The sequence below is a fragment of the Planotetraspora silvatica genome, assembly GCF_016863315.1.
Lineage (GTDB): Bacteria > Actinomycetota > Actinomycetes > Streptosporangiales > Streptosporangiaceae > Planotetraspora > Planotetraspora silvatica.
The window spans coordinates 341,777-354,247 of the sequence record NZ_BOOQ01000002.1 but is presented as its reverse complement, the minus strand read 5'-3'; the positions used below and the strand labels follow the sequence as shown (position 1 = coordinate 354,247).

The 12,471-nt window shown below is 70.8% G+C and carries 9 protein-coding genes; 6 read left to right on the top strand and 3 right to left on the bottom strand.

The window, feature by feature from the left end; translation table 11 throughout:
* Positions 1-57: 57 nt before the first annotated feature.
* Together Psi02_RS01895 and Psi02_RS01890 are read right to left on the bottom strand one after the other, a co-directional pair.
* Positions 58-1,809, bottom strand: coding sequence for an NAD+ synthase (locus tag Psi02_RS01895; protein ID WP_203971106.1), 1,752 nt, complete (start codon positions 1,807-1,809; stop codon positions 58-60).
* 74 nt (positions 1,810-1,883) lie between these two features.
* Positions 1,884-3,104 carry an MDR family MFS transporter gene (locus tag Psi02_RS01890; protein WP_203971104.1) on the bottom strand — a complete coding sequence of 407 codons (1,221 nt, stop codon included), beginning with the start codon at positions 3,102-3,104 and terminating at the stop codon, positions 1,884-1,886.
* A gap of 81 nt (positions 3,105-3,185) precedes the next feature.
* Between Psi02_RS01890 and Psi02_RS01885 the strand changes: the two genes are divergently transcribed.
* The 4 genes from Psi02_RS01885 to Psi02_RS01870 all read left to right on the top strand — a co-directional run bounded on the left by Psi02_RS01885 (position 3,186) and on the right by Psi02_RS01870 (position 7,258).
* Positions 3,186-4,151, top strand: a complete 966-nt coding sequence (locus tag Psi02_RS01885) for an ArsR/SmtB family transcription factor (RefSeq protein WP_239094520.1) — start codon at positions 3,186-3,188, stop codon at positions 4,149-4,151.
* Positions 4,152-4,306: 155 nt separating this feature from the next.
* Positions 4,307-5,668 carry a gamma-glutamylpolyamine synthetase GlnA2 gene (glnA2, locus tag Psi02_RS01880; protein WP_203951033.1) on the top strand — a complete coding sequence of 454 codons (1,362 nt, stop codon included), beginning with the start codon at positions 4,307-4,309 and terminating at the stop codon, positions 5,666-5,668.
* Positions 5,669-5,771: 103 nt separating this feature from the next.
* Positions 5,772-6,206, top strand: coding sequence for an ester cyclase (locus Psi02_RS01875; protein WP_203971100.1), 435 nt, complete (start codon positions 5,772-5,774; stop codon positions 6,204-6,206).
* 257 nt (positions 6,207-6,463) lie between these two features.
* Positions 6,464-7,258 (top strand): hypothetical protein, encoded by a 795-nt coding sequence (locus Psi02_RS01870; RefSeq protein WP_203971098.1) that lies wholly within the window; start codon positions 6,464-6,466, stop codon positions 7,256-7,258.
* A gap of 250 nt (positions 7,259-7,508) precedes the next feature.
* Here Psi02_RS01870 and Psi02_RS01865 read toward each other — a convergent pair whose 3' ends face one another.
* A complete protein-coding gene (locus tag Psi02_RS01865) occupies positions 7,509-8,378 on the bottom strand; it encodes an alpha/beta hydrolase (protein ID WP_203971096.1) in 870 nt (289 codons plus the stop codon).
* Between the two features lie 67 nt (positions 8,379-8,445).
* Between Psi02_RS01865 and Psi02_RS01860 the strand changes: the two genes are divergently transcribed.
* Both Psi02_RS01860 and Psi02_RS01855 read left to right on the top strand, forming a co-directional pair.
* Positions 8,446-9,189: a type 1 glutamine amidotransferase gene (locus Psi02_RS01860; protein WP_203971094.1), complete on the top strand. Its 744-nt coding sequence runs from the start codon at positions 8,446-8,448 to the stop codon at positions 9,187-9,189.
* A 195-nt stretch (positions 9,190-9,384) separates the two neighbouring features.
* A complete protein-coding gene (locus tag Psi02_RS01855; RefSeq protein WP_373317586.1) occupies positions 9,385-12,426 on the top strand; it encodes a bifunctional [glutamine synthetase] adenylyltransferase/[glutamine synthetase]-adenylyl-L-tyrosine phosphorylase in 3,042 nt (1,013 codons plus the stop codon).
* Positions 12,427-12,471 lie beyond the last annotated feature (45 nt).

Here is a 12,471-nt window from a genome sequence, read left to right as displayed (position 1 = left end):
CCGCTCGACGCGGCCGGGCCCGTGGCGTACGGCGGGCCGGGGGTTTCAGGCCCGGGTTCAGCCCAGGGTCTCGCGCCAGCGGTTGGTGATCGGGAGACGGCGGTCGCGCCCGAAGTTCTTGGGCGTGATCTTCGGACCCGGCGGATACTGCCTGCGCTTGTACTCGGCCAGGTCCACCAGCCGGATGATCCGCGTGACCAGTTCGGGGTCGTGTCCGGCGGCGATCAGCTCGTCCCGGCCCATGTCCTTTTCCACGTAGTCGCTCAGCAGCCGGTCGAGCACGTCGTACTCCGGAAGCGAGTCGGTGTCCCGCTGGTCCGGGCGCAGCTCGGCGCTGGGCTCCTTGGTGATGGAGTTCTCCGGGATCGGCGGCGGCCCCGGCTGGGCGTTGCGCCACTCCGACAGCCGCCACACCATCGTCTTGAGCAGGTCCTTGATCGGCGCGTACCCGCCGGCGGAGTCGCCGTAGAGCGTGGAGTAGCCGGTGGCCAGTTCGCTCTTGTTGCCGGTCGTCAGCACCAGATGGCCGTGCTCGTTCGACAGGCTCATCAGCAACATGCCGCGCACGCGTGCCTGCAGGTTCTCCGCCGCGAGGCCGTGGAGCTCGACCTCCTTCTCGAAGGCGGTGACGACGTCGGCGATCGGCACGACCTGCGCGTTCAGTCCCTGGCGGCGCACCAGCTCCTCGGCGTCGGTGATCGAGTGGTCCGAGGAGTAGCGCGAGGGCATCAGCACCACGTGCACGCGCGAGGCGCCGACGGCGTCGGCGGCGATCGTCGCCGTCAGCGCGGAGTCGATGCCGCCGGACAGGCCGAGGATGACCGACCGGAACCCGTTCTTCGTGACGTAGTCGCGCACGCCGAGGACGAGCGCGTTGTAGACCTCGGCCAGGTCGTCCAGCCGCTCGGCGATCACCGGCGGCTCCGGCTCGTACGGCTCGACGGGCGTGTCCGACAGCAGCAGGCGGTCCACGGTGATGATCGTGCCGTCGTGGGCGTCGACCCGCAGCTCGCCGAGCTCGGCGGTGGCGGCGGGCAGTTCGAGGTCGGTCACCAGGAGTTCCTCGGTGAACTGCGCGGCGCGGGCGACGAGCTCGCCCGAGGCGTCCACGATGAGGGAGTCGCCGTCGAAGACCAGCTCGTCCTGCCCGCCGACCATGTTGACGTAGGCGAGGGCGCAACCGGCCTCGCGGGCGCGGCGCGCGCACAGTTCCAGCCGCACGTCGTCCTTGTCCATCTCGTACGGCGAGCCGTTGGGGACCACGAGCAGCCCCGCGCCGGTCTCGGCCACGACCGACACCGGGCCGCCCTCCTGCCAGAGGTCCTCGCAGATGGCGATGGCCACGTCGACCCCGCGCAGCCGGATGACGGGCATGCGGTCGCCGCGCACGAAGTAGCGGTACTCGTCGAAGACGCCGTAGTTGGGCAGGTGGTGCTTGGCGGACTTGATGACGACCTTGCCCTGGTACAGCACGGCCGCGGCGTCGAGCGGCGCGCCCTTGGGCTGGCCCGCCCGGGGGGCGACGCCGGCCCGGTCGAGGTAGCCCACCACCACGGGCAGCTCTCCGAGGCCCTCGCCGGCGAGCCGCTCCGCCACCGAGGACAACGTCGCGACCGACGCCTCGACGAACGACGAGCGCAACATCAGGTCCTCCGCCGGATACCCGGTCAGGAACAGCTCCGTGAAGACCACGAGATGGGCGCCCCGATCAGAGGCCCGCCGAGTCCACTCGAGGAGCTTGTCCGCGTTGCCGGAGAGATCGCCGACAACGGGATTGGTCTGGGCGAGGGCGATACGGAGTTGAGCCACGGTGACCAGCCTAGAACGTCCCGTTTGTTGTCGTCAAAGCGACGATAAGGGGATTTATCCGCCGATGTGAATGGTCACCCCGCCGGAGCGGTCTCCTGGGTGCGGGACCGGCGCCGGATGGCCGGGCCGAGCGCGAGCTGACCCACCGCGGCGAGCAGCCCCAGCCCCCCGATGACCAGCCAGAGGAGCGTCGAACTCACCGCGAGCAGACGGGTTCCGATGAGCGGCGCCAGCATGCCCCCGGCCGACCAGGCCAGGCCGTACAGGCCCGAATAGCGGCCGCGCAGGTGGGCGGGGGCGAGCGAGGCGACGATCGAGCCGGCCACGCCCGCGGTGACGACCTCGCCCAGCGTCCAGACCGCGACGGTCACGGCATAGCCGAGTGTGGAGGAGACGACCGCGGTGAGCGCGAGACCGAGGCCGACGACGGCGAACCCGGCGGCCAGAACGGCGCTGGGGTCCCGCCGCGACATCCATCGGTTCGTCAGCGGCTGGACGACGACGATCAGCGCCCCGTTGACCGCCATCGCCATGCCGTACGCGCTGGTGGGCAGGCCCTCGCCGGTCATGGCGAGCGGCAGGGTCGTGTAGGCCTGCAGGTAGACGAATGTGAAGGTCAGCGAGATGACGACGTAGGTCACCATCACGCGGTCCCGCAGCACGTCGGCGAACCGGCCGGGGGTGTCCTCCGACCGGTCGGGCCGCGTCTCGGGGATCGCCCGCCACACCAGCACCCCGAAGATCAGGCAGGTGACGGCGTCGATCCAGAAGAGCGTGGTGAACCCCGTCTGGGCGAGCCAGCCACCCGCGATCATCGCGATCGAGAAGCCGAGGTTGACGGCCCAGAACAGCAGCCCGAACGCCCGCGGCCGGTCCTCCGGGGAGACGAGGTCGGCGACCAGGGCCTGGGACGCAGGCCGGTAGGCGTCGACGACCAGGCCGAGCACGAGCATCGCCGCCGTGATGCCGTGGAGGCTGGTGGTGTACCCGAGGGCGATGAACGTGACGGCAGTGGCGATCATGGAGCCGCTCAGCGTCACCCGCCGGCCGAAGTGGTCGGCCAGCCAGCCCGCGAAGGGCTGCGACAACAGCGACCCGACGCCGAACACCGTCATCACCAGGCCGGCGGCGGCGAGCGACATGCCGCGGGCCTGCGTCAGGTAGATGCCGATGAACGGTTCCACCATCGTGCCGAGACGGTTCACGAGCGTCCCGGCGAAGAGCACCCAGAACGGCCGCGGCAGCCCGCCCGTCGCGGACTGGAGGAACCCGGGTCTTCCGGTAACAGTAGTCACAGGTCAAGCCTTTGCCATCGGCCCGGGGACGTGCCAATCTTTTAGCGCTGGCTAAAAGGTCCGATGGGTTGGGGGTCGGTCGTGGCGATCGAGTGGCGGTTCGCGCCGGATGACCTGGCCCGGCTGCGGTTCGCGTTCTCCCCGATGTGGGAGCTGGTCACGAGCCTGCGCGTGTTGCGGGCCCCCGCGCGCCACTCGCTGCACCTGCCGTGGCTGCGGGTCGTACTGCCCCGCCTGCGCCGAGTGGACCTGTCGGAACTGTTCGCGCTGGTGCCGCTCACCGGCTACATGCCCGATTTCCTCACGCCGCCGCCGGACACGCCGCTGCCGGACTTCATGGCCGAACTCGACCGGGTCAGGGCCACCCCTCCGGACATGGCGGCCGATGAGGTGGCCTGGGTGCAGAGCCCCGATCCGGAGGTGGCCGCCCGGTTCCGGGAGGATCCCGCCGCGGGCGTCCAGCGGGTGGCCGACCGCCTGCACGACTACTGGACGGCCGGGTTCGAGGAGTTCTGGCCGGCGATCCACGGCGTGCTGGAGGGCGACGTGATGTGGCGCTCACGCAGGCTCGCCGTAGGGGGCGTGCGCGAACTGTTCGAGGACCTCCACCCGTCGGTCGTCTGGCGCGGGGACCGGCTGGTCACCGAAAATCACAACCACGACTACTCGGGCGACATCACCGGGGACGGCCTGGTGCTCGTCCCCAGCGCGTTCAACTGGCGGGCCGTCTCGATCATGTACGAGCCGTACCAGCCGATGCTGAGCTATCCGGCGCGGGGGGTCGGCACCCTCTGGTCGGCCGGCGCCCCCTGCACGCCCCACGCGCTGTCGGCCCTCATCGGCCGTTCCCGGGCCCGGGTCCTGGTGGCGCTGGAGGATCCGGCCTCCACGACCGCCCTCGCCCGGCGGCTCGATCTCACCCCCGGCGCCGTGAGCCAGCACCTGACCGTCCTGTCCGACGGCGGCCTGGTGACCCGGCAGCGGCTGGGGCGTGAGGTGCTCTACCGCCGCACGCCCGTGGGCGACACCCTCGCGTACGGCCCGTAGCTCCTCTGCCGTACTCGGGGCCCGGTCCGGCAGGGCGGCCTGCCGTCCCCCGCGCACTTGTACGGAAGGCCCGCTCACAATCCCGCGTAACGCCTGTGAAACACACAAGAGGCACACTGGTAGTCGACCCGACCTGTGTTTTCGAGAGGTATGCCTTGGACCGCCAGCAGGAGTTCGTCCTCCGCACGCTCGAAGAGCGCGATATCCGATTCATTCGGCTGTGGTTCTCGGATGTGCTCGGCTTCCTGAAATCGGTCGCGATCGCCCCGGCCGAACTCGAGGGCGCCTTCGCCGAGGGCATCGGGTTCGACGGCTCGTCGATCGAGGGCTTCTCCCGGGTCTACGAGTCGGACATGCTGGCCAAGCCCGACCCGTCGACGTTCCAGGTCCTGCCCTGGCGGAGCGAGTCGCCGGGCACGGCGCGGATGTTCTGCGACATCCTCATGCCGGACGGCTCGCCGTCGCACGCCGACCCCCGCTGGGTGCTCAAGCGCACGCTGGCCAAGGCGGCGGACATGGGCTTCACCTTCTACACGCACCCCGAGGTGGAGTTCTTCCTCCTCCGTCAGCGACCGGAGAAGGGCGACAAGCCGCAGCCGATCGACGAGGGCGGCTACTTCGACCACACCCCGCACAGCGCCGGGCACGACTTCCGCCGCCACGCGATCATGATGCTGGAGTCGATGGGGATCTCGGTGGAGTTCAGCCACCACGAGGGCGCCCCCGGCCAGCAGGAGATCGACCTCCGCTACGCCGACGCGCTGACGACCGCCGACAACATCATGACCTTCCGCCTGGTCATGAAGGAGGTCGCGCTGGAGCAGGGCGTCTGGGCCTCGTTCATGCCCAAGCCGTTCACGGAGTTCCCCGGCTCCGGCATGCACACGCACATGTCGCTGTTCGAGGGCGACCGCAACGCTTTCTACGAGCCCGGCGCCGACTACCAGCTCTCCAAGATCGGCCGTTCCTTCATCGGAGGGCTGCTGAGGCATGCCCCCGAGGTCACGGCCGTCTGCAACCAGTGGGTCAACTCCTACAAGAGGCTCTGGGGCGGCGCGGAGGCCATTGCGGGAGCGGGCGGCGAGGCCCCCTCGTACGTCTGCTGGGGACACAACAACCGCTCGGCGCTGGTGCGGGTGCCGATGTACAAGCCCCACAAGGGGGGCTCGACCCGGATCGAGTTCCGCTCGCTCGACTCCTCGTGCAACCCCTATCTGGCGTTCGCCGTGATCCTGGCGGCCGGGCTGAAGGGCATCGAGGAGGGCTACGAGATGCCTCCCGGCGCCGAGGACGACGTCTGGGCGCTGACCAGCGGAGAGCGGCGCGCCCTGGGCATCCAGCCGCTGCCGCAGTCGCTCGACGAGGCGATCTCGGTGATGGAGCACAGCGAACTGGTCGCCGAGACGCTGGGGGAGCATGTCTTCGACTTCTTCCTCCGCAACAAGCGGGCCGAGTGGTCGGAGTACCGCCGTCAGGTGACCGAGTTCGAACTCGGCCGCTACCTGCCGGTGCTCTGAGCCGCCGAAACGCTGCCCGTACGGCCCCTCAGCTGCGGGGATTTCCGGCGTCCCGATAGCCTGGTCATGGTCGGCCACAGACCGCGAGAAGGGGGACTCGCGCATGTCGAACGTGACCAACGTGAAGGACGACCTGGTCAACGCGATGAACGCGCATGACCTGGAGGCCGCCCTGCAGTGCTACACCGACGGAGCCGTCTACGTGTCGCCGTGCGGCGTGGGTGAGGGCCGCGACGAGATCGCCTCGTTCCTGGGCGCGTTCCTCACAGGTTTCCCCGACGTACGCTGGACGCCTTGGAGCACGGCCGTCGTCTGCGGCAACCTCGTGATCACGCAGTGGGCCATCACCGGCACTCACGACGGCCCGTTCATGTTGCCGAACGGCGAGATCGTCGAGGCCACCGGCCGGTGCGTCAACGTACGCGGATGCTCGTTGCGCACCATGGACGGCGATCGCATCGCCGCCCACTGCGTCTTCTACGACCAGCTCGAGCTGTACGCCCAACTCGGCGCCGAACTCGTGGTCCAACGCCCCTGATCACCGTCCGCTGATCACCGTCCGCGTACCCGGGCTTGCCCCTCCGGACTGGGGCCAGAGCCGCGTCCCCTGATACGGCCGTCCCCGGCTTCGATCCGCCTCTGGCGCCGAGCTGTCATCGCCGCGTCACAGCCCGCTAACGGCTGTGACATTCGTGGCTGTTTAGGTGTCTTCAGATGGAAGAGTAAAACATGGGCGTTTGTTATGCCTGATACGGATGGACCGTAATAAGACTTACGTGGGGAGAGTGTGGCCTAATGACGGCAGCTGCGGGGCTGCGGACAGTGTTGTCCGTGCCGGAGCGCTTCCGAGGACCCGAGGGCACCGCCAACGGCGGGTGGATCGCGGGGACGCTGGCGAGTTCGCTCACCGGTGGTGGGCATGACTCGGCGGTGGAGGTCACCCTGCACAAACCGGTCCCCTTGAGGACCGACGTCACGATCGAGCATGTCGGCAACGCCGTCACGCTGAACCTCGGTGACCAGCATTTGGCGGAGGCGATACCGGTCGCGCTGCACCGGCAGGCGGGAGACGGCTCGGCCGAGGCGCTGACGCCGCCGCCGTTCGTGCCCTTCAACGATGCCGCGAGGGCGGAGGACGGGTTCCTCGGACGGCACCGGCACCCCATCGCGGGCTGCTTCGCGTGCGGCCTGCGCGAGCCCGGCGACGGGCTGCGGATCTTCCCGGGCCCGGTCGAGGGCACGGATCTCGTGGCGGCCGGGTGGCGTGTCCCCGTTGGGGTGACCGACGAGCACGGGGTCGTCCCCGACTCGATCATCTGGGCGGCTCTCGACTGCGCCACGGGCTGGGTTCAGTACGGATCCTCCGAGGAGCCCGGGGCCGGTTCCGTGCAGCCGGTGGGGTCCGCGCTGCTCGGCAGGTTGACCGGCCAGGTGTTCCGCCGGGTGTACCCCCTCGGCAGCTACTCCGTCGTGGCGCGGGCGATCGGCCGTGAGGGCCGCAAGCTCCACGGAGTGAGCGCGGTGTACGAGGTCGACGGCACACTGGTCGCCGCCGCCAAGGCCACCTGGATCACCCCCCGCCCCGCCTGAAAAACCTCGCCAGAAGGCGCAAATCGCCGAACCTGCGGCTGAACCCGTGCACCCTCACTGCCCGTGCATGATCACGGGCAGTGAGGGTGCAGGTCACACCACCTGCGGCCGAACCTGTGCATGATCACGGGCAGTGGGAGTGCAGGTCACACCACCCGCGGCCGAATCTGTGCATGATCACGGATGGAAGGGGTGCGGGTCGTCCTGCCTGCGCCTTCGCTGTGCGTGATCATGCAGGTTAGGGCGCGGTTCAGCCGGCGGTGAGGTGGCCGGCCACCACGGCCGCGCACCGCTGTTCGAAGATGATCGTGTAGTGGTTGCAGTCCTCGATCAGCTCATGCCGGATCTCGGGCATTCGGGCGAGCCACGTGGCGGTGAGGTCGCCGGGAAGCAGGCCGACCGCCTCGTTCAGCAGGCCGCGGGGTGCGCGCAGGAGGGACAGCGGCGACTTGACCGCCTCCAGGGCCGCCCCGATCGCTTCGGTCTCGACCCGGAGCCAGCGCCCGTCCTGCCGCACCGCCTCCTCGCGCGCCCGCGACCGGACGGCGCCGCCGCCGAGGCCTTCGCCGTCGGCGTCATAGCGGACGTACTCCTCCACGTCGGGCGTCCAGTGGCCGACGAAGGCGGGATGGGCGCGGAAGAAGTCCAGATAGGCCTCGACGTTCGGGTAGGTCTGGCTGAGCCGCGCGAGCGCCGGGCCAAGGGTGGCCTCGAGTACCTCGTCAGCATCCGCGCCCGGCGGAAAGGGCAGTGGCAGCCCTCCGTCGACCAGCACGACCCGGGCGTAGCGGCGCATCGCACCGTGCAGGGCCGCGATGTACGCCCCCATGGAGTGGCCGGTGAGCACGCTCGTCTCGTCCGCCCCCACGTGCCGGGCGATCAGTTCGAGGTCCTCGGCGTGCACGGGCAGGCCGTACGGGCCGGAGACGTCCGCGCTGTGACCACGCCCGCGCAGGTCGGGAGTGATGAGGGACCAGCCGGGCGGGAGCGCGTCGGCCACCGTTCGCCAGGCCATGAGGGACGCGGTGATGCCGTGCGCGGCGATGATCAGGCGCGGTCCCTCGCCGAACCTGGCGATCCGCAGGTGGCCCCCCGGAACGGCTACATCATCAAATTCCATGATTCGGACTTTACGGTACGGCGTTCCCGGAGTGTCGTGCGGTGAGCCGTGTCTCTAAGCTCGCCTCATGCGGGAACGAGTCACTGTCATCGAGCACGAGGCCGAGGCCGGTCTCGGGTTCTTCGCCGGGTGGTTGCGGGACGCCGGAGTCGACTGCGCGGTGGTCCGGCCGTACAAGGGGGACCCCGTCCCGGAGACCGCCGAGCGCGGGCTGGTGGTCCTCGGCGGCGAGGCGTCCGCGTGGGACGACGAGGGGTACGGCTGGCTGCCGGCGACGCGGGCTCTGCTCGCCCGGTCGGTCGCGGACGGCGTGCCGACGCTCGGCATCTGCCTGGGCGCCCAGCTCATGACCATCGCCTGCGGCGGCACGGTCGAGCGGGGCGGCGCCGGCCTCGAGATCGGCCTGTGCGACGTGGTGCCCCTTCCCGAGGCCGCGGACGATCCCCTGTTCTCCGCGCTGCCCGCCCGGCCCCTGCGCGCGGTGCAGTATCACTACGACGCGATGACCGCCCTGCCCCCCGGCGCCGTACGGCTGGCGGCCGGCGGGCAGTACCCCAACCAGGCCTACCGGCTGGGGGCGAGCGCGTGGGCCGTGCAGTTCCACCCGGAGGCCACGGCCGCGATATTCGAATCCTGGACCAGTGGCGGCGGCCTGCCGCCGTCCCAGGCCGGCGAGCTGAACGACCAGGTGGGAGCGGGCGAGGAGGAGTTGCGCGCGACGTGGCGCCCGCTCGCGGAGGCGTTCGCCGGGCAGGTGCTCCGGCGCTCCGCCGCGGGGGAGCGCACCGCCGCCGCCACCCCCTCGCCATGAGCTCAGCGCGTCGCCGCGGACACGCTCCGAGTGCGCGTGCAATCCGCGTGATGGGCTGATTACGCTGAGAAACCGCTAAGGACGACGCACAAGCTCACGGGTTACCGTGTGCGCGGTGCCAGTGCGGCTGATCTAGGCGGGAGGCCTTCGTCCCATGTGTACCGTTACGGGAAAGGCCCACCGCGGGAGGCCGGCGTGATCGACGTCGGTGTCGAGGAAGGAACGGTGAACACGGCGCCCCGGATCCAGACCACAGCCGGCCGCCTGGCCGCCCTCGGCTTCGCCGACGGAGCGAGGGCCGAGCGGCTGCTCGACGCGCTCGGCCCCGAGGCCGTCGGCGACTTCGACCTGCTCGACGACCTCGCGGCGGCGGCCGACCCCGATCTCGCGCTGAGTTCACTGTCGCGTCTCGTCGAGCGCGACCCGAGCGTGCTCGGCGCGTTCAGGGACGACCCTGTGCTGCGCCGCAGACTGTCCGGCGTGTTCGGGCTGAGCGCCGCCCTCGGCGACCATGTCGTCCGGCATCCCGGCTGCCTGCCGTTCATCCAGGCGCAGGGACGGCCTGGCGACCAGGAGCTCCGGGAGGAGCTGCTGCTCGCCGTCGGCGCCGACCCGGAGGCCGCGGAACCGATCGCCGACGGCCCGGTTCCGTCGGCGCCCGGGGCCGGACCCGGTGAGAGGGGAGCCGCCCTGGACGCGCTGCGCGTGGCCTACCGGAGCAGGCTCCTGCACATCGCCGGACGGGACGTGGCGGGGGACGCGACGCTCGCGGAGACCGCCGCCGCGCTGGCCGACCTGGCGGGCGCGGCCCTCGACGCGGCCCTCGCCATCGCGAGGGCGGAGACTCCCGAGTCCGGCGACGTACGGCTGGCCGTGATCGGGATGGGCAAGTGCGGCGCACGTGAGCTGAACTACATCTCCGACGTGGACGTCGTCTTCGTGGCGGAGCCCAGGGAGGGCGTCGACGAGACCAAGGCGCTGCAGACCGCCACCCGGCTGGCCCAGGCGATGATGAAGGCCTGCTCGACCAGCACGCCGGAGGGATCCCTCTGGGAGGTGGACGCGGGTCTGCGTCCCGAGGGGAAGCTGGGTCCCCTCGTGCGGACCCTCGACAGCCACCTCGTGTACTACCGCCGATGGGCCAAGACCTGGGAGTTCCAGGCTCTGCTGAAGGCCAGGCCGATCGCGGGTGATCTGGAGCTCGGGCAGGAGTACGTCGCGGCCGTCAACGAGATGGTGTGGCAGGCCGCGGCACGTCCCCACTTCGTCGAGGACGTCCAGGCGATGCGCCGCCGCGTCGAGGCCCACGTCCGGGCGAGCGAGGCGGAGCGGCAGATCAAGCTCGGGCCGGGAGGCCTGCGGGACATCGAGTTCGCCGTGCAGCTGCTCCAGCTCGTGCACGGCCGTTCTGAGCCCCTGCTCCGGCGCCGCGCGACGCTCTCCGCCCTGGCCGCCCTGTCCAGAGGCGGATTCGTCGGACGCGACGACGCCAAGGCCCTGGCCGAGGCGTACACCTTCCTCCGCCAGGTCGAGCACATGATCCAGCTCTATCGGCTGCGCCGTACACACGTGGTGCCCTCCGACACCGCGGACCTCCGCAGGATCGGCCGGGGCCTCGGCATGACCACCGACCCGGTCGGAGAGTTCACCACGACCTGGAAGCGGCACGCGCTCGAGGTGCGGCGGCTGCACGAGAAGTTGTTCTACCGGCCGCTCCTGCAGGCCGTCGCCCGCCTGCCCGAATCCGAGGCTCGCCTGTCGACCGCCGCCGCGCAGGCTCGGCTCGAAGCCCTCGGCTACGCCGATCCGGACGGCGCGCTGCGCCACATCGCCGGGCTGACCAGTGGCGTCTCCCGGCGGGCGGCCATCCAGCGCACGTTGTTGCCGGTCATGCTCGGCTGGTTCGCCGACGCCCCCGACCCGGACGCCGGCCTCCTCGGCTTCCGGCAGGTCAGCGACAAGCTCGGGAGCACGCCCTGGTACCTGCGGCTGCTCCGGGACGAGACCGCCGTGGCGGAGCGGCTCGCCCGGGTCCTCGGGACCAGCCGCTACGTCACCGGGCTGCTGCTCCACGCCCCCGAAGCGGTCGGGATGCTCGGCGAGACCAGCGAGCTCGCCGTACGGCCCGTGTCGACGCTGGCGGGGGAGGCGGCGGCCGCCGTCAACCGCCACGGCGCCGAGGCCGAGACCGCCGTCACCGCCATCCGCGCGCTGCGCCGCAAGGAACTGTTGCGTACGGCGTGCGCCGACCTGTTCGGGCTGATCGACATCGAGGAGGTCGGCCGGGCGCTGTCGTCCCTGAACGACGTGACCGTTCAGGCCGCCCTGGACGCGACCATCAACAAGGTCTGCCGGGGGAGGCGGGAGGACTTCCCCACCCGGCTCTCGGTGATCGCGATGGGCCGGCTGGGCGGGATGGAGAGCTCGTACGCCAGCGACGCCGACGTGATGTTCGTCCACGCGCCGCGACCGGGGGTCTCCGAACGCGACGCCACGATCGCGGCCCAGACGGTGGCCGAGGAGATGCGCAGGCTGCTCGCCCAGCCCGCCCCCGATCCGCCGCTCCAGATCGACGCCGGCCTCCGGCCGGAGGGACGGCAGGGGCCGCTGGTCCGCACGATCGCCTCCTACCGGGCCTACTACGAGCGCTGGTCGTCCCATTGGGAGGCGCAGGCCCTCATGCGGGCCAGGTTCTGCGCCGGGGACGCCGACCTCGGGGCCGAGTTCATGGATCTCATCGATCCGCTGCGGTACTCGCCGGAGGGCATCTCCCCGGAGGCGGTCAGGGAGATGCGCAAGCTCAAGGCCCGGATGGAGGCCGAGCGGCTGCCCAGGGGTGCCGACCCGACCCTCCACACCAAGCTCGGCAGGGGCGGGCTCACCGATGTCGAGTGGGTGGCCCAGCTCATCCAGCTCAGGCACGCGGGCGCCGTACCGGCCCTGCGGACGACGCGGACCGTCGGCGCGCTGCGGGCGGCGGTCGCGGAGGGCCTGCTGGAGCAGGCGGACGAGGCCGTGCTCGGCGAGGCGTGGCGATTCGCCTCACGCGTCCGCGACGCCATCATGCTGGTGCGCGGGCGAGCGGCCGACAGCATTCCCGGGCTCGTCAAGGAGCGTGCCCTGATCTCCCGGGCGCTCGGATACCCGCCCGACGGATCCGAGGACTTCATCGACGACTATCGCCGCGTCACCCGCAGAGCGAGGGTCGTCGCCGAACGCCTGCTGTACGAGGACTGATTAGCCGCGATCCGCCACATAAGTCTTTCTCCAATACGCATTTTT

Coding starts and splice junctions, on each gene's coding strand:
- Psi02_RS01875 (WP_203971100.1), top strand. CDS start 5,772: ATGTCGAACGTGACCAACGTGAAGGACGACCTGGTCAACGCGATGAAC.
- Psi02_RS01865 (WP_203971096.1), bottom strand. CDS start 8,378: ATGGAATTTGATGATGTAGCCGTTCCGGGGGGCCACCTGCGGATCGCC.
- Psi02_RS01860 (WP_203971094.1), top strand. CDS start 8,446: ATGCGGGAACGAGTCACTGTCATCGAGCACGAGGCCGAGGCCGGTCTC.
- Psi02_RS01870 (WP_203971098.1), top strand. CDS start 6,464: ATGACGGCAGCTGCGGGGCTGCGGACAGTGTTGTCCGTGCCGGAGCGC.